The 17,311-nt window shown below is 60.6% G+C and carries 17 protein-coding genes; 9 read left to right on the top strand and 8 right to left on the bottom strand.

Translation table 11 applies throughout. From position 1 onward, the window contains the following. Window positions 1-44: 44 nt before the first annotated feature. Genes ACW9JC_RS07445 through ACW9JC_RS07435 form a run of 3 tightly spaced genes read right to left on the bottom strand, consistent with a single transcriptional unit; the run spans window position 45 to window position 3,514 of the window. Window positions 45-953: a LuxR C-terminal-related transcriptional regulator gene (locus ACW9JC_RS07445; protein WP_457454419.1), complete on the bottom strand. Its 909-nt coding sequence runs from the start codon at window positions 951-953 to the stop codon at window positions 45-47. Beyond that, entirely contained in the window at window positions 950-2,368 is a 1,419-nt protein-coding gene (locus ACW9JC_RS07440) for an aminotransferase (RefSeq protein WP_457454417.1), read from the bottom strand. Before ACW9JC_RS07440 ends, ACW9JC_RS07445 begins: the two co-directional genes overlap by 4 nt. A gap of 39 nt (window positions 2,369-2,407) precedes the next feature. Next, window positions 2,408-3,514 carry a polyamine ABC transporter substrate-binding protein gene (locus ACW9JC_RS07435; protein WP_457454415.1) on the bottom strand — a complete coding sequence of 369 codons (1,107 nt, stop codon included), beginning with the start codon at window positions 3,512-3,514 and terminating at the stop codon, window positions 2,408-2,410. Window positions 3,515-3,722: 208 nt separating this feature from the next. Between ACW9JC_RS07435 and ACW9JC_RS07430 the strand changes: the two genes are divergently transcribed. Together ACW9JC_RS07430 and ACW9JC_RS07425 are read left to right on the top strand one after the other, a co-directional pair. Then, window positions 3,723-4,505, top strand: coding sequence for an enoyl-CoA hydratase-related protein (locus ACW9JC_RS07430; protein WP_457454423.1), 783 nt, complete (start codon window positions 3,723-3,725; stop codon window positions 4,503-4,505). Continuing rightward, entirely contained in the window at window positions 4,502-5,683 is a 1,182-nt protein-coding gene (locus tag ACW9JC_RS07425) for an acetyl-CoA C-acyltransferase family protein (RefSeq protein WP_448108689.1), read from the top strand. The genes ACW9JC_RS07430 and ACW9JC_RS07425 overlap by 4 nt, the downstream gene beginning before the upstream one ends. A 9-nt stretch (window positions 5,684-5,692) precedes the next feature. Here the strand turns inward: ACW9JC_RS07425 and ACW9JC_RS07420 are convergent, their stop codons facing one another. After that, window positions 5,693-6,571 carry a LysR substrate-binding domain-containing protein gene (locus tag ACW9JC_RS07420; RefSeq protein WP_457454413.1) on the bottom strand — a complete coding sequence of 293 codons (879 nt, stop codon included), beginning with the start codon at window positions 6,569-6,571 and terminating at the stop codon, window positions 5,693-5,695. Between the two features lie 135 nt (window positions 6,572-6,706). On the opposite strand from ACW9JC_RS07420, the gene ACW9JC_RS07415 reads away from it, so the two are divergent. Continuing rightward, window positions 6,707-7,120: an ester cyclase gene (locus ACW9JC_RS07415; RefSeq protein ID WP_457454412.1), complete on the top strand. Its 414-nt coding sequence runs from the start codon at window positions 6,707-6,709 to the stop codon at window positions 7,118-7,120. A gap of 114 nt (window positions 7,121-7,234) precedes the next feature. After that, window positions 7,235-7,480: a DUF2790 domain-containing protein gene (locus tag ACW9JC_RS07410; RefSeq protein ID WP_457454410.1), complete on the top strand. Its 246-nt coding sequence runs from the start codon at window positions 7,235-7,237 to the stop codon at window positions 7,478-7,480. Between the two features lie 349 nt (window positions 7,481-7,829). On the opposite strand, the gene ACW9JC_RS07405 is transcribed toward ACW9JC_RS07410, so the two are convergent. Further along, window positions 7,830-8,180 (bottom strand): hypothetical protein, encoded by a 351-nt coding sequence (locus ACW9JC_RS07405; protein WP_416129163.1) that lies wholly within the window; start codon window positions 8,178-8,180, stop codon window positions 7,830-7,832. Between the two features lie 150 nt (window positions 8,181-8,330). Then, a complete protein-coding gene (locus ACW9JC_RS07400; protein ID WP_457454408.1) occupies window positions 8,331-8,489 on the bottom strand; it encodes a hypothetical protein in 159 nt (52 codons plus the stop codon). An 85-nt stretch (window positions 8,490-8,574) separates the two neighbouring features. Between ACW9JC_RS07400 and ACW9JC_RS07395 the strand changes: the two genes are divergently transcribed. The 3 genes from ACW9JC_RS07395 to ACW9JC_RS07385 all read left to right on the top strand — a co-directional run bounded on the left by ACW9JC_RS07395 (window position 8,575) and on the right by ACW9JC_RS07385 (window position 12,626). Beyond that, window positions 8,575-9,744, top strand: a complete 1,170-nt coding sequence (locus ACW9JC_RS07395) for an aromatic ring-hydroxylating oxygenase subunit alpha (protein ID WP_457454407.1) — start codon at window positions 8,575-8,577, stop codon at window positions 9,742-9,744. A gap of 137 nt (window positions 9,745-9,881) precedes the next feature. Then, window positions 9,882-11,543 (top strand): choline dehydrogenase, encoded by a 1,662-nt coding sequence (locus ACW9JC_RS07390; RefSeq protein WP_457454405.1) that lies wholly within the window; start codon window positions 9,882-9,884, stop codon window positions 11,541-11,543. A gap of 9 nt (window positions 11,544-11,552) precedes the next feature. Continuing rightward, entirely contained in the window at window positions 11,553-12,626 is a 1,074-nt protein-coding gene (locus tag ACW9JC_RS07385) for a GlxA family transcriptional regulator (protein WP_416129160.1), read from the top strand. A gap of 2 nt (window positions 12,627-12,628) precedes the next feature. Here the strand turns inward: ACW9JC_RS07385 and ACW9JC_RS07380 are convergent, their stop codons facing one another. Next, a complete protein-coding gene (locus tag ACW9JC_RS07380) occupies window positions 12,629-13,357 on the bottom strand; it encodes a class II aldolase and adducin N-terminal domain-containing protein (protein WP_457454404.1) in 729 nt (242 codons plus the stop codon). A 201-nt stretch (window positions 13,358-13,558) separates the two neighbouring features. Here ACW9JC_RS07380 and ACW9JC_RS07375 point away from each other — a divergent pair, with 201 nt between their 5' ends. Together ACW9JC_RS07375 and ACW9JC_RS07370 are read left to right on the top strand one after the other, a co-directional pair. Beyond that, window positions 13,559-15,034, top strand: coding sequence for an aldehyde dehydrogenase family protein (locus ACW9JC_RS07375; protein WP_457454402.1), 1,476 nt, complete (start codon window positions 13,559-13,561; stop codon window positions 15,032-15,034). Between the two features lie 130 nt (window positions 15,035-15,164). After that, complete coding sequence (locus tag ACW9JC_RS07370; protein WP_457454401.1) at window positions 15,165-16,100, top strand: choline ABC transporter substrate-binding protein; 936 nt, start codon at window positions 15,165-15,167, stop codon at window positions 16,098-16,100. Window positions 16,101-16,169: 69 nt separating this feature from the next. Here ACW9JC_RS07370 and ACW9JC_RS07365 read toward each other — a convergent pair whose 3' ends face one another. Next, window positions 16,170-17,306 (bottom strand): MFS transporter, encoded by a 1,137-nt coding sequence (locus ACW9JC_RS07365; RefSeq protein ID WP_338582086.1) that lies wholly within the window; start codon window positions 17,304-17,306, stop codon window positions 16,170-16,172. Window positions 17,307-17,311 lie beyond the last annotated feature (5 nt).

The following is a 17,311-nucleotide window of genomic DNA, read 5'->3' as shown; positions in this document are numbered from 1 at the left end:
GTGTTCATCTGTAGGAGCTGCCGCAGGCTGCGATCTTTTGCTTGTTAATGCCTGCGCAACCACTCAATAAACAACGCAAACAATTCCGATTGCGAACCCACCTCCAGTTTCAGGTACAGGTTCTTGCGGTGCATGCGCACGGTTTCCGGTGAGATGTTCATCTGGCTCGCCGTGGATTTCACCGAGTGGCCCCTGAGCACCATGTGCGCCACTTCCCGCTCGCGTTCGGTGAGCACGTCGCAACCGAATTGCTCGAAGGCCGATTGCACCCGTTGCTTGAGGTCATCGCGCAGGCCTTGATCGTTATTGCCCTGGATCTCGCTGCTACGTTGCAGGCCACGCTGACTGAATTCGCTGATGAACTCGCGCACCAGCGGTTCGACGGCGCGCAACAGATTCAGCTGTTCGACACCCAGGCATTCACCGCCGAAACCTTGAAACAGGCTGACGGAAATTTTCGTGTCATTGCCGGTATCGACGATGTAGTAACTGTCTTCCGAACAGTTCGCCTTCAGGTAATAGGTCTTGTAGTAGTCGCTGTCGAAGAAGTTGTCCGGCGCAATTTCCTCCAGGTGATAGAACCCCTGCGCCAGCCCTTGCTCCACCGCCAGGCAGAACGGGTCGAGCAAATACCCCCCGGCAAAATAGCGCTCAAGAATCGAGACCTGAAACTCCTGCGCGATGCCGCGCTGATGCAGCAACTGCGGTGCGCGGTCCTTGCGTTCCAGGCTGATCATCACCGACTCGATGGACACCAGTTGTCCCAACGCTGACGCCAGGTACTGCAGGGCGTCAGGCTCATCGACATGGGCGAATGCCTCGCGCATTCCCCCATGCCATTTATGCAATGCCCCGAAGGGCATCGCGATCAGCGTATCGTCGTTTGGTTTGCTCATGCCCCGCAGTCTAGCGGCTGAGCAAGCCCTTGGTAACAGCCGCACTGACGAAATCATTGGACGGCGTACTGTCCGCTCGCCTCAAGCTCGGCCGCCACTTCCAGAATGCACACCCGCAGGATCTCGACGATTTCATCCACCTGCTCATAGGTGAGAATCAGCGGTGGCGACATCACGTTGAGGTGCATGATCGGCCGCACCAGCAAGCCCCGGGCCTGGGCGCGCGAGTGGATTTTCTCGCCGATGTTGATCTCGTCGGCGAACAGCGCCTTGGTGCGTTTGTCCGCAACGAACTCCACGCAGGCCATCAGTTTCAGGCAGCGCACATCGCCCACCAACGGCAAATCCCGCAGCGTGGCCAGTCGTTGTTCCAGATAACCGCCGACATCGTCGACATGGGCCAGCAGGTTTTCCCGCTCGATGATTTCGATGTTCTTCAATGCCGCCGTGCAGCACACCGGATGGCCGCTGTAGGTGAAGCCGTGGGTGAAGCAGCGGCCCTTGCCAGGCTCGGCGATGACTTTCCAGATGCGGTCGGAAAAGATGCACGCACCCAGCGGCAGATACGCCGAGGTCAGGCCCTTGGCGGTGGTGATGATGTCGGGTTGCACGTCGAACACGTCGAGGGAGGCGAAGAACTTGCCCAACCGTCCGAACGAAGTCACCACTTCGTCAGCGACAAACAGGATGTCGTAGCGCTGGCAGACTTCCCACATACGCTTGAGGTAGCCCTTGGGCGGAATGATCACCCCGCCCGAGCCCATTACCGGCTCGGCAAAGAAACCGGCGACCTTGTCCGCGCCAATCGACTGGATCTTGTCTTCGAATTCCTTGACCAGAAACTCAAGGAACTGCGCCTCGTCCATGCCGTCCGGTGCGCGGTACGGGTTGGGGTTGGAGACGTGGTGAATCAAAGGATTGGCGTAATCGAACTCCGGCACCCGGTCGGCAGCCTTGTTGCCGATCGACATGGTCAGCGTGGTGGAGCCGTGATACGCGTTGAAGCGCGCGATGACGTGTTTCTTTTCCGGTTTGCCACGGCAGTTCTGGTAGTACTGGATCAGCCGGTACGCGGTGTCCACGGCGGTGGAGCCGCCGGTGGTCAGGAACACATGGTCGAGGTCGCCCGGCGCCAGGCTGGCGAGCTTCTCGCAGAGCTGGATCGCCACGTTGTTCGACATGTCGGAAAACGGATTCGAATAAGCCAGTTGCCGCACTTGATCGGCGATGGCCTCGGCCATTTCCTCGCGGCCCAGGCCAATGTTGGTGCACCACATGCCGCCCACGGCATCGAGAAAGCGGTTGCCCTGGGTGTCGTAGATGTAGGCGCCGTCGCCGGCAACGATGTTCAGCGAACCTTGTTCGGCGTGTTCGTCGAACACGTGATAGCCGTGCATATGGTGGGCCTTGTCGGCCTTGACCAGCCGGGACTCGTCCGCTGGGGAAAAAACGGTGCGTGTTGGCGTCGCCATAAATAAACCTCTAACCGAATTGACTAACGTTCGAACAAATCAGATCCCGCTTTTCACCGTGCTCCAGACCCGGGTCATGGCCCGCATGTCCTTGGCGTTCTGGGTCTTCTGCGGAAACAGCCGCTCACGGGTTTGTGCATCGGGGTAAATCGCCGGGTTGTCGCGCACCGCGGCGTTGAGCAACGGGGTGGCGGCGGCGTTGCTGTTGGCGTAGTTGATGTAATCGCTCACATCGGCCATCACCTGCGGTTGCATCAGGTACTCGAGAAACTTGTGGGCGTTGGCCACGTGCGGGGCGTCGGCCGGGATGTACATGTTGTCGAACCAGATCAGCGAGCCTTCCTTGGGAATGAAGTAGGCCAGGTTGATCTCTTTCTTGGCTTCTGCGGCGCGGGCCATGGCGGTCGCGTAATCGCCGGACCAGGTCATGGCCATGCACACATCGCCATTGGGCAGGCTGGTCAGGTAATTGACCGAGTCGAACTTGCGGATGTACGGACGCACCGACAACAGCAACGCCTGGGCAGCTTTCAGGTCTTCCGGCGCGGCGCTTCGCGGGTCGCGCCCCAGGTACGTCAAAGCCATGGGAATGACTTCGGTGGGTGCGTCGAGCAGGGTCACGCCGCAGTCGGCAAACTTGGCGACGATCTTCGGATCGAAAATCATCGCCAGCGAACCGATCGGTGCGTCCGGCATGCGCTCCTTGATCTTGTCGACGTTATAGGTGATGCCGTTGCTGCCCCAGGTGTAGGGCGCCGAATACGTGGTGCCCGGATCGAAGCCTTGCAGGTCCTGCAAGATTTTCGGATCAAGGTTGGTCCAGCTCGGCAGCAGTTTTTTGTCCAGCGGCTGGAACACCTTGGCCTGGATCAGCGGTGGCGCGAGGGACGCGTTCAGCACGATCAGGTCATAACCGGAATGACCGGTGAGCAACTTGGCCTGCACCGTTTCGTAGGCGTCGAATGTGTCGTAGATGACCTTGATGCCGCTGGCCTTTTCGAAATCGGCCAGGGTCTTTTCGCCGATGTAATCCGCCCAGTTATAGAGCCGTAGCGTGTTGCTGTCGTTTACCTCGGCGGCGTAGGCATTCAGGGTCAGCGGTACAACAAACAGACTGGAAATCACCTTAAGCAGTGTCTTGCCCATAGCAAATGCACCTTATCAAGCGAGTTCGGCTCTGGATGAGCGGATGCACCTACTATTGGGCGATTCAACCGGTGGCACCATACCCCGAATGGGTGTGTCCACCGCGCACATGGCAAAAAGCATCAGCCCGGTTGACCCGTTTTGTCATAGCTGCGGGGTTTGCCTGACGCTTAAAGTGGCCGCCAAACCGAACCCGCAGGCGCCTTCCATGACCGACCTGATCAAACAAGAACTGAACGATGGCGTGCTGACGCTGACCATCGACCGCCCGGACAAGCTCAACGCGCTGACCAACGCCATGTACATGCGGCTGGCCGACCTGTTGTTTGCCGCTGAGGAAAACGATGAAGTCCGGGTGATCATCGTGACCGGTGGCCCGAACTGCTTCACCAGCGGCAACGACCTGGTGGACTTCCTGCAAGCACCGCCGACCCACCTGGACAGCCCGGCATTTCGCTTTATGCGCGCCGTGACGCATCTGCAAAAGCCGCTGATCGCAGCCGTGTGCGGGGCCGCCATCGGCATCGGCACCACCCTGCTGCTGCATTGCGATCAGGTGCTGGTGACCCGCAACGCCAAGCTGCGCACGCCGTTCGTCAACCTCGGCCTGTGCCCGGAGTTCGGCGCCAGCCTGCTGTTGCCGCGCCTGCTCGGCCAGGCCCGGGCCACACGCCTTTTGCTGCTGGGTGACAGCCTCGACGGTGCTCAAGCGGTTGAATGGGGTTTGGCCAATGAAGCCTTCGATGACGGCGAGCAATGCCTGGCGGCGGCAAAGAAAATCGCCCAACGCTTGTTGGCAATGCCTCAGCAGGCCTTGAACCAATCCCGGCAACTGATGAAGCAGCCCGGCATGGAAGAACTGCAAGCCACCCTGCGCGAAGAAAACACGCTGTTCATTCAGCGCCTCAATAGCGATGAGGCGAAAACAGCCTTGAACGCCCTGCTCAATCGCAGTACAGATAAGAATCCACCGAAAGGAAACCAGCCATGAACACTCCAGAAATCTACGTCGTCAGCGCCGCCCGTACCGCCATCGGCACGTTCGGCGGCTCGCTCAAGGACGTGCCACTGGCCGATCTGGCGACCACAGCCGTGAAAGCCGCGCTGCAACGCGCCGCCGTAGACCCGGCGCTGGTCGGTCATCTGGTGATGGGCAACGTGATCCCGACCGAAACCCGCGACGCCTACATCTCCCGCGTCGCCGCGATGAACGCCGGCATCCCGAAGGAAACCCCGGCCTACAACGTCAACCGCCTGTGCGGTTCGGGCCTGCAAGCGATCATCAACGCCGCACAGACCCTGCTGCTCGGCGATGCCGACATCGTCGTCGGTGCCGGTGCCGAATCCATGAGCCGTGGCCCGTATCTGCTGCCGTCCGCCCGCTGGGGTTCGCGCATGGGCAACGTGCAAGCCGTCGATTACATGCTCGGCATCCTGCACGACCCGTTCCAGAGCATCCACATGGGCATCACCGCCGAGAACGTCGCCGCGCGCAACGGCATCACCCGCGAAATGCAGGACGCTCTGGCCTTTGAAGACCAGAAGCGTGCGGCCCATGCGATCGCCAACGGCTACTTCAGCGAGCAGATCGCGACCGTGGAAATCCAGGATCGCAAGGGCACCAAACTGTTCAGCGTCGATGAGCACCCGCGCGCCACCTCCCTGGAACAACTGGCCGCCATGAAGCCTGCGTTCAAGAAGGACGGCTCGGTCACCGCCGGCAATGCTTCCGGGCTGAACGACGGTGCCGCTGCGCTGGTCATGGCCACCGGCACCGCGGTGCAAGTCAACAACTTGAAACCGCTGGCCCGTCTGGTCAGCTACGCCCACGCCGGCGTCGAGCCGGAGCTGATGGGCCTGGGCCCGATCCCCGCTACGCGCCTGGCGCTCAAGCGTGCCGGCCTGACCGTCGCCGACCTCGACGTGATCGAAGCCAACATCGCTTTCGCCGCTCAGGCCTGCGCAGTCAGCCAGGAACTGGACCTCGACCCGGCCAAGGTCAACCCGAACGGCTCGGGCATCGCCCTCGGTCACCCGGTCGGCGCGACCGGCGCGATCATCGCCACCAAAGCCATTCACGAACTGCATCGCACCGGCGGCCGTTACGCGCTGGTGACCATGTGCATTGGTGGTGGTCAGGGGATTGCGGCGATTTTTGAACGCGTCTGATCGCGCTAGCTATCCGGTGAGACTCGTACCCGACATCAGACCTTCGGTCAGCAACGCGACCAGAGGTTGCAGCAGATGTTGGGTGCGGGGCTCGTCGCCGATCACCGCGACTTCCGTGGACGGTAGCGTCGGCAGCTTTTCCGACGGCTCGATAATCCGCATGCCTTCCTGCAAAAACGACGTGCCCAGGGCGGTAACTCCGAGCCCGGCAGCCACGGCGGCCTGAACCCCGCCGAGATTGCTCGCCAGACACGCCGACGACCATTCCCGCTGCACCGAGGCCAGCGCCTCGACCATGATCGCGCGATACGCGCAGGGCGGTCGCATCATCACCAGGCGTAACGGTCGCGCCGCTTCGATTTCGTAGTCCTTCGCAGCAATCCACACCAACGGCTCACGCCAGATGATGCGGCCGCGTTGAGCGGCGCCCATCTTGCGCTTGGAAATCACCACATCCAGCCGCCCCGCTTCATGATCGGCCAGCAGGTCGTTACTCAGCCCGGTGGTCAGCTCCAGTTCCAGGTCGGGATATAACTTGCTGAAGCGCGACAGCAAACGCGGCAACTGCGTGGGCACCAGGTTCTCGGAGATGCCCAGACGCAGGGTGTTGACCGTTACCGGCGCGCGCATCTCACGCATGAAACTGTCGAAGTGCAGCATCATTTTTCGCGTCCCGACCAACAGTCGCTCACCCTCCGCCGTCAACGTCAGCGTACGACTGGTGCGCTCGAACACGCGCATGCCGAGGATCTCTTCCAGACGGATGATTTTCTGGCTCACCGCCGATTGGGAACGCGCCACCACCTCGGCCGCTGCCGTGAAACTGCCGGTTTCCGCCACCGCGATAAACGCGCGCAGCAAGTCGATTTCAAGGTCGCTGGATTGCATGATGTATTCGCCACGCTACTGGATGCCATAAATATTATGCGTTCGACTTCTAGATGGCAAAGACCGAATACTTTGGTCCAAGGCCCGGTTTCAAACACCCGGGCAACCATGTCCTTATCCAAGAGGTGCAACACCATGTCATCCAACACAGCTGTAGAGATCGTCGAAAGCTTTTGGCGCGAGGTCTGGCAGGCACGCGATCCGCAAGCCGCAGCCAGGTTCGTCGCCGAAGACTTTGTCATCACCTCCGGTGGCGTTGAAATAAGGGGCCGCGATCAGTTCATCCAGTGGATCGGCGCGTTCCTGGCGAAGATCGACGACTTCCAGTTCGGCGCCATCGAAACCTTTCAGAACGCCGACGGCACGCGCGTGGCGTCACGCTGGAAACTCTGCGGTAAAAACCGCGGTTTCATCGGTGGACGCTCCTGCGGCACGCCGTTCGAAATGCTCGGCACGGCCGTGTGGCAAGTGCGCGCCGATGGTTTGTTGCAGCACAACTGGGTCGAACGCAATGCGCTGGAAGTGCACCGCGACCTGATCGGCCTGTAAGCCCCCGTCACTACAGGGCTCAACCGCCCACGACCGTTAGATAATCCGCCCCGTTGCGCGTCGGCGCCGAAAGCCGCTGCCCAGGAGGCTATTACCTGAAAAAAGGTGATCGTCATGAAAAAGCTACTGATGTTGTTTGCGCTGGTGTGCTCAGGTTCGGCGCTCGCGCAATCCCCTTCCGACGCCGAGCAATACCACTACGGCATGCACCTGGACGTTGCGCAGGTTATTTCCATCTCGGAACCGCAAGACAAATGCCATCCATCGCCGGTGACCATGATTTACCGGGACTCCCACGGCAATGTGAAAAGCCTGAAGTATTTGGTGGCGGGCACCGATTGTGGCAACGCGAACGACTGATCACGCGGCGGCACATCTGAGAAGTCCGATGGCGGTGATCGTGTTGCTTCTGCATGTCCTGACCCCGGCCCATGGCGCAAGGCCGCCGGAAATTGTCATGGATATCCGCAACTGCCTGTATCCGTCGACACTGCTGCTGTCCCCATAAAAAAAAGACGGGCAGACGAGTTGCGGCTCGTCCGCCCGCCAAAACGGGAAACCTTCAATACAGTTCTTCGTGCACGTGATTCGTTATAAATCGATCAGTACCGTTCAACGAACTGACGATGGGCGCTGAGAAAAAAGAGGATCCGACCCATGACCGGATCCTAAAAAGGAGTTCGTGGTGTGCTTTGAATCGACGGCGGGCTCAGCTGTCCTGAGGCTCCAGGCGCGCGCCTTTACGTGTTACTTGCTGGCCCGGTTCGAAGCGGGCATTAGGCGAGCGCACAGTGCTGATTTCACCTTGGGTGTCTTTGACTTCGTAAGCGGTTTCGGTAAGGCCGGCCGCTTCCTGCACCGAGCTACCGGCAAAGAATCCGGCGCCAGCACCAACCAGCGCCCCGACCGGCCCGCCCACCGCGCCCACCATCAACCCGGTGAGTGCACCGAAGCCTTTGCCGGCGGTGGTGTCGGGAACCTCGCGGACCACTTGATCGGCCATGCACAAGGGGGAAAGCAACAGGCAGAGGGTAAAGCTGAGGGGGATTGAACGGGGCATGGCGATTTCCTGCTTCGGTTGCGATGCTTTGGATACATCACGAAGCGTGCCAATTTTTAAATGGTTTATTTTCAGTAGCTTGAAACACTAACAAGTCATTACGACCACATGCAAAAATAGTTAATACGACTACATAGCAGTCAAATAGACTCATTTCAAGATCAAAAGATCGCAGCCTCCGGCAGCTCCTACATTGGCCAATGCAGACCTGAAATTTGCAGCGTCCGCGGTATCTGTAAGAGCTGCCGCAGGCTGCGATCTTTTGACTTTGTCCTTGATGTTTTCACCCGCCAACTGGTCGCTTTCCATCAATCTGCCTCCCTCCTCGCGCCCTAGATTAGGTCCCAGAACGAAGCCGTACCGTGCGGCGCCAGTCACCGAGGAGATCATCCCGATGCACAATATCCAGAACCTCAAAACCCAAAGTTCGATCGACGGCTGGGATCATCAGGACCCCGAAGAGGCGTTCACCCTGCCCTCGCGTTATTTCTACGACGAGACCCTGTTCAAGGCTGAGCGCGACAACATTTTCATGCACGCCTGGCATGTAGCCGGGCACGTCAGCGAGTTCGCCGAGCCGGGGCAGTACGTGGTGACGGATCTGTTCGACCAGAGCGTGGTGGTGGCGAAGAATCGTCAGGGGCAGATCCATGCGTTCCACAACGTTTGCCAGCATCGCGGCAATCGCCTGCTCGAAGAACGTCGCGGCACCACCGGTGGCGTGGTGCGTTGCGCCTATCATTCGTGGTGCTACGAAATGGACGGCAGCCTGCGCAGCGCGCCGCGTTGCGAGAAGATGAAAAACTTCGAGTTGCAGCAGTTCAACATTCCGCAGGTTCGCACCGAGGAACTGGGCGGTTTCATCTATTTCAACCTCGACCCGAATGCACCGTCGCTGCGCGACTTGTTCCCCGGCGCCGACGAGGAAATGCATCGGGTGTTCCCCGACTTGGCCAACATGCGCCTGATCGAGGAACAGGACGTGATCGTGCCGGCCAACTGGAAGGTGATCATGGACAACTCCATCGAGGGCTATCACTTCAAGTTGTCGGGCCCGTGCCATATCGACCTGGCCAAGCTCATCGACTTCAAGGGCTATCAGTTGACCAAACGCGACAACTGGTGGACCTACATTGCCCCGGCCAATCTCTCGGTGACTGAAGCCTACGGCGTGCCGTTGCGCAAAGACCTCAACCCCGATGAGTGCTTTTTCAACATCGGCATGTGGCCGAATAACACCTTCTACACCTTCCCGTTCTCGGAGTTCCTGGGCTCGTTCATCATGATTCCGCTGGACGCCGAGCGCTCGCTGCTGCGCTTTGGTTACTACTCCAACAACGCCGAGACCGCGGCGGTCAGCCAGTCGTGCATGAAGTGGATGAACGAAGACCTCGGGCCCGAAGACATCGCGCTGAACATCTCGGTGCAGAAAGGCCTGCACTCGCTGGGTTACAACCAGGGCCGCTATATGATCGACGCCCAGCGCAGCAATGAAAGCGAGCATTTGGTGCATCACTTTCATCGGTTGGTGTTTAACGGGATTCATGGGGCTTCCATAGCCTGATCCTGTAGGAGCAAAGCTTGCTCGCGATGACGGAGTAATACCCGACATCTATGTCACCTGACACACCGCCATCGCGAGCAAGCTTTGCTCCTACAGAGGGTGTGTCATGACTTTCTATTGATGGAGCACCCCGAACCATGGCCAACCATGCGTTTGATTACCTGATTGTGGGCGCCGGGTCCGCAGGCTGTGTGTTGGCCAATCGCTTGAGCGAAGACCCCACCGTGCGGATTTTGCTGCTGGAGGCCGGGCCGGCTGACCAGAGCTGGACCATCGACATGCCGTCCGCCGTGGGTCTGGTGGTGGGCGGCACGCGCTACAACTGGAGCTATAGCTCCGAACCGGAACCGTATCTGGGCGGGCGCCGGATCGGCACGCCGCGAGGCCGCACGCTCGGCGGTTCGTCGTCGATCAACGGCATGGTCTACATACGCGGCCATGCCAGGGATTACGACGGCTGGGCCGAACAAGGCTGCGAAGGCTGGCGTTATCAGGACGTGCTGCCGTACTTCAAACGTGCGCAAACCCATGCCGATGGTGCGGACGATTATCGCGGCGCGACCGGGCATCTGCATGTCACGCCCGGCGATACGCAAACGCCGTTGTGCGCGGCGTTTCTGGCGGCCGGTGCCGAGGCCGGATATGGCTTGAGCAGCGACCTCAACGGTTATCGCCAGGAAGCCTTCGGACCGGTGGATCGCACCACCCGCAACGGCCGGCGCTGGAGCACGTCACGTGGCTATCTGCGCGAAGCGCTGGGCCGGGGCAACGTGCGCGTGACCACCGATGCGTTGGCGTTGCGCATCCTGTTTGAGGGTTCGCGCGCGGTGGGCATCGAGTACGAACAAAGCGGTGAGACGCATCAAGCGTTTGCCCGACGTGAAGTGCTGCTGACCGCCGGCGCGATCAATTCCCCGCAGTTGCTGCTGCTCTCGGGCGTCGGCCCGGCGGCGGAACTGCGCGACCTGGGGATCAGCGTCAAACACAATCTGCCCGGCGTCGGCCGGCGGCTCAACGATCACCCGGACACGGTCGTGCAGTACCTGTGCAAAAAACCGGTGTCGCTGTATCCGTGGACCATCGCGCCGGGCAAATGGTGGATCGGCGCCCGCTGGTTCGCCACCCACGACGGCTTGGCGGCGAGCAATCATTTTGAGGCCGGGGCATTTATTCGTTCGCGGGCCGGGGTCGAGCATCCCGACCTGCAACTGACCTTCATGCCGCTGGCGGTGAAACCCGGCAGCGTCGACCTGGTGCCGGATCACGCCTTTCAGATCCACATCGACCTAATGCGCCCCACCAGTCTGGGCAGCGTGACGCTCAACAGCGCCGACCCTCGACAGCCACCGCGCATCCTGTTCAATTACCTGAAAACCGCGCAGGATCGAGCCGACATGCGTGCCGGTGCGCGACTGGTGCGCGAGATCATCGAGCAACCGAGCATGGCCGCATTCAAGGGTGAAGAGCTGGTGCCCGGCCGGCACGTAAAAAGCGATGAAGCGCTGGATGCGTGGGCAAGGCAAGTCACGGAAACCGGCTACCATGCCAGCGGCACCTGCAAGATGGGCCCGGCGGGCGACCTGGAAGCGGTGGTCGATCCGCAACTGCGCGTGCATGGCCTGGATGGTTTGCGCGTGGTGGACGCGTCGATCATGCCGGTGATTGTCAGCGGCAATACCAACGCGCCAACGGTGATGATCGCGGAAAAGGCCAGCGACATGATTCGTGGCCTGCCACCGCTGGCGGGATCTGAAGCGCCGGTCTGGATTCACCCGCAATGGCAGACGCAGCAACGATAGAGGCGACGTATGAGCAACCACGCACCTGACAGCGCAATGCCTTCGCAATCCACCTTCACCTGGCGGCGCGGCGATGTCGCGCCATTGCGAGTTGCGGTGTTGCTATTGCCGTCGTTTTCCAACTTCGGTTTGGCGGCCGTGCTGGAACCCTTGGCCATCGCCAATTGGCTGACTCAGCGCCAGTTGTTCCAGTGGTCGCTGTTGTCGCTGGACGGCGAACCGGTGCAGGCCAGCAACGGTTTGGTCACCGTCGCCAATGACGGTTTGAAGGCCGATCAGGGTTTTGATGTGTGCCTGGTGATCGCCAGTTTCGATGTGCACAAACACAGTCGCAATCTCGCGCTCAAGAGCTGGCTGCGCAAGCAGGCGCTGTTCGGCGCGGTGTTGATGGGCGTGGAAACCGGCACCGAACTGCTCGCCGCCGCCGGCGTACTCGACGGCTACGAGGCCGCCGTGCACTGGGACAATCTGCAGGGTTTTCAGGAAAGTTATCCACGGGTCCACGCCAAGCCGCAGCTCTATACGCTGGAGCGTCAGCGCATGACTTGCGCCGGCGCGACAACGACACTGGACATGCTGCTTGGCTGGATCGGCCAGAGCGTCGACAGCGAACTGGCACGGGAAATCGGCATGCATCTGTTGATGGGTCAGGTGCGCGCGCCGGCCGACAATCAACTCGACGGCGGCCTGACCAACACCGGGCTGTACGGCAGCAAGATTCGCCGTGCCGTGCAGTTGATGGAACAGGCGCTGGAAGAACCGCTCGATTGCGAAGCGATTGCCGACAAGGTCGGGCTGTCGCGGCGACAACTGGAGCGCCAGTTCAAGCATCAAACCGGCCTGTCGCCGCTCAAGTACTACATCACTCTGCGGCTGGCCAAGGCCCACAGTTTGCTGCAACAGACGCGCCTGAGCGTGGCGCAAGTGGCGGCCTGTTCAGGGTTCGGTTCACTGGAGCATTTCTCGCGCACCTACCGTGCCCGCTTCGGCTGCCCGCCCAGCGAAGACCGCAGTCAAATCTGGACCGCCCCGGTGATGCGCCAGCCGCTGCGCAAGGAGCAGCGGCCAGTCGAGGCGGACTGAACTCACAGGCGATAGCCCGGTTCTTCCTCGTCGAGAATTCCCATCAGCGCGTTGAAATGCTTGTCGGCAAAGCCCGGATAATCGAGCCATTGCCGGCAGGTCTTGCGCGCGATTTCATCACTGGCGACGCGCAACTCGCGGCCGGTTGAAAGCGCGGTGATGTAGGTCTCGCAGGCGCGTTCGAAGTAGTACAGATCATCGAACGCCTGGGCGATGCTCGGCGCCGCCACCAGCAAACCATGGTTGCCCATCAACAAAATTGGCTTGTCCCCGAGCAGGCGGCTGACCCGCTCCGCCTCATCACCCAGGCCCATGCCGTCAAAACCATCGTCGATGACCACTCGCTCGAAAAAGCGCATGCAGTTCTGCTCGATCGGTTGCAGCCGCGAATCCGCCAGACACGCCAGCGCTGTCGCGTATTTCGAATGGGTGTGCAGGATGCAACGGGTGTGAGGCTGGTTGCGGTGCAAGGCGCTGTGCAAGGCCCACGCGGTGATGTCCGGCGCGTCGGGGCGGTCGAGGCTGGCGGGCTCATCGGCGTTGACCAACAGCAAGTCGCTGGCCTTGATCCGCGAGAAATGCTTGCCGTACGGATTGATCAGAAACTCCCGACCGTCCCCCGAGACCGCCACGCTGAAGTGATTGGCGATGGACTCGTGCAGGTTCAGCCGCGCGGCCCAGCGAAACGCGCAGGCCAGGCGGACTCTCAGTTGCTCGACAGGTTGATTCATCCCGTGCTCCACAGATGTTGATCGGTTGCCTGGCAGTGTAGAGAGACGCCTTGCGCGCACTTGACGGGAAACGACATTGGCTGCCGCTATTGCGCGACTTCGCAACCGTGGGAAAACGGCGTGGTTATGCCGCGTTTGATCAAGAGCCGCGTTGCGCCCACCGCCATAGTGAACAGCACGAACCCTTGACTGGAGAGGCACATGTTGCAGATTCGTTTGTTCATTGCGGGCAGTTGGCAAGCACCACAAACTCCGCGCTACCGCGACGTGATCAACCCCGCGAACGAAGAAGTCCTGGCCCAAGTAGCCGTCGCTGGCCCGGAGGATGCACAACGGGCAATCGAGGCTGCGCGCCAGGCTTTCGATCAAGGATCGTGGCCGACCATGCCGGTCACCGAACGCGCTCAACTGTTGCAGCAAATCGCCCGTTTGATCGAACAGGACGCCGAGCACCTCGCCCGCCTGGAAACCCTCAACGCCGGTAAAACTTTGGGCGAAAGCCTGGCTGACATCGGCAGCGTGGTCTCGACTTTTCGCTACTACGCCGCGCTGCTGGAAAGCGAAAGCGCCAGCGTCAACAGCCATGCGCCGACCCATGTCATCAGTTTCAACCAACGCGAACCGGTGGGCGTGTGTGCCTTGATCGCGCCGTGGAACTACCCGCTGCTGCAAGCGGTGTGGAAAATCGCCCCGGCCCTCGCCGCCGGCAACACCGTGGTGTTCAAGCCCAGCAGCCTGACCCCGATGACGGCCCAACGCTTGACCGAATTGCTGAAACAAGCCGGTTTGCCCGACGGTGTTTTCAACCTGCTGTGCGGCCCGGGCGATGTCGGTGAATTGCTTGCCGCCAGCCATGACGTGGACCTGGTGTCGCTGACCGGTGGCGCCGGAGCCGGCGGCAAAGTGATGCGTGCGGCCACCGGCAACTTCAAGCGTGTGGCGCTGGAACTGGGCGGCAAGAATCCGAACATTGTGTTCGCCGATGCCGATTTCGATGTGGCACTGGATCAGGCGCTGAACGCGGTGTTTTTCAATGCCGGGCAAATCTGCTCGGCCGGCTCGCGACTGTTGGTCGAGGACGGGATTCACGACCGGTTTGTCGAGGCGTTGCAGCAGCGGATCGGGAAGATTCGCCTGGGCAATGGCCTCGATCAATCGACGCAAATGGGCCCGCTGATTTCCGCCGGGCAACGCGATCTGATCCTGACGATGATTGCCGGCGCCGTCGAACAAGGCGCGACGTTGCTGGCGGGCGGGACGATTCCCGAACAGTTCGAACGCGGGTTCTGGCTGCGCCCGACGTTGCTCGGCAATGTCACCGCCGACATGCGTATTGCCCGCGAAGAAATCTTCGGCCCGGTGATCACCGTCGAGCGTTTCAGCGGCGAAGCCCAAGCGCTGCAATTGGCCAACGACACGCCTTACGGCCTGGCGGCGGGCGTCTGGACCCGGGACATTGGCAAGGCGTATCGCATGGCCAAGCGCCTGCGGGTCGGCACCCTGTGGATAAACGACTACAACGCCGCTTTCCCGCAGGCGCCTTGGGGCGGCTACAAATCCAGCGGTATTGGTCGCGAACTTTCGCGGGCCGGGCTCGATGAGTTCACTGAGCTAAAGCACATCTACCTCAATACCGAACCGGCGGCGTTGAACTGGTTTGGTGTCGATCAAGCCTGAGACTTACGACTGCTGCGCAGCCGAGCGGGAGCAAGCTCCCTCGCCACAGGCAGGTTTCGCCACACCCACAACAACAAGAAAACCGAACCCCCCAAACCGCTGCCGACGTTTACCTTCGAGGAGTTGATCCATGAAAGCCTTGCTCTTGCTTGCATCTCTGAGTCTGCCGCTGCTGGCCCAGGCAGCGGAACCGGAATCCTGCGCCACGGTGCGTTTCTCCGATGTCGGCTGGACCGACATCACCGTCACCACGGCCGTCGCCAGCGAAGTGCTGGAATCACTGGGCTACAAAACCAAGACCACACTGCTGTCGATCCCGGTGACCTACCGCGCCTTGTCCTCGGGCAAGGAGCTGGACGTGTTCCTCGGCAACTGGATGCCCACCACCGAAAACGACATCAAGCCCTACCGCGACGCCGGCACCGTGGAAACCGTGCGCGCCAACCTGCACGGCGCCAAATACACCCTAGCGGTGCCCGACTACGTGTACGACGCCGGGTTGCATGATTTTGCCGACATCGCCAAATTCAAGGACAAGCTCAACGGCCAGCTCTACGGCATTGAACCGGGCAACGACGGCAATCGGCTGATCCAGAGCATGATCGACAAGAACGCCTTCGGCCTGAAGGACTTCAAGATCGTCGAATCCAGCGAAGCGGCGATGCTCTCGCAACTCAAACGCGCCACGCGCAAGAACGAATGGATGGTGTTCCTCGGCTGGGAACCGCACCCGATGAACACCCGCAACAAGATGAAGTACCTCAGCGGCGGCGACGAATACTTCGGCCCCAACTTCGGCCAGGCCACGGTCTACACCAACGTGCGCAAGGACTACCTCAAGGAGTGCAGCAACGTCGGCAAATTGCTGCAGAACATGGAATTCAGTTTGGTGATGGAGAACCAGCTGATGGACGCGGTGCTGAACCAGAACCAGAAGCCACGGGCGGCGGCGAAGGCGTGGTTGAAGGCTAATCCTGCGGTGTTGGAGGCTTGGCTGGTTGGGGTCAGCAGTCGCGACGGGAAAGATGGATTGGCGGTAGCCGGCGCCAGTCTGACCAGCCAATGATCATTTGAAGTCTGTCGCCTGACAGGGTAGCGAGCAGATTGTCAGGCGACCGTTTCACTGATGGGTTGATCACGCCTGGTCCTTCGGTGGCTTGATGCACGCCAACAACCAGGCCACCACCGCACAGATCATCAGGGTCCCACCCAGCGTCTGCCCCCAGGCTGCCAGCATCAATCCGCCACCTATCAACAGGTAATACAGCAAACCGAACAGCGCGCCGGCCGTACCCAATCGATCACCATAGTTGACCAGCGCCGAACCGAGGATGTTCGGGATTGCCATGCCGAAGGCCAGAACCACCAACACCATCGCCAGCACGAACAGCGCAGTGTCTTCCATCAGCCAGACAAAACTGGCGCCAACCAATGTCAGTGATCCCGCCACCTGTATGAGTTGCGCACTACTCAACCCGCGCTGCAGCAGCCGTTTATTGAGCCCGGCTCCCAGACCGGAACCCAGGGCGAGAATGACGCCACTGTAGCCGAACATTTTCGCACTCAGCCCCAGCCGCTCAAACATGAACGGAGCCAGGCTGTAGTAGCTGAACAAGCCAATGTTGAAGACCGCTACCAACAACGTCGAACGCCAAATGTCTCGATCCCGCAGCATTTGCCACGACGTCTCGAACAGCGCGGGCGACGCCACATGCTGTGGTCGGGTTTCCGGTAAAACCCGCAGGCACCAGAACCACAGTCCAACGGATAGCAGCAAAAGCCCTCCCGGCACGCCTGGATATCCGAAGCCATGCACCAGGCTTGCTCCGGTGAACAATCCAATGGCCGGGCTGGCGGCTAGCGCGATGCCCATAATCGAAAACACCTGAGCGAGTGCCGCCCCCTTGAAGCGGTCGCGCAACACGGTTTGCGTAACGACCGAGCCTACCGCAGCGCCGAATGCGGCCACGCCCTGGGCGGCCAACAGAGCATTGAACGTGCTTGCGCTGAGCGCCATCAACGAAGCTGCAGCGTACAGGGCCAACCCCGCAAGCATCGTTGGACGACGCCCGATCAGGTCGCACATCCGGCCCCATACCACCACGCCGAACGCGAACGCCAGGAAATACACAGAAAGCATTTGCGCCGATGCTTGCTGCCCAACGCCGAAGACTCGGCCAATGTCTACCAGCGCCGGGCTGTAAATGGATTGCGCCAACTGTGGAAACATCAACAGCGCGACCGCCAATACGACGATTTTTTTATCATTCATCACGA

Source organism: Pseudomonas sp. SDO5591_S426 (genome assembly GCF_054070755.1).
Note: the sequence above shows the minus strand (reverse complement) of the source record. Positions and strands in the feature narration are given on the sequence as shown.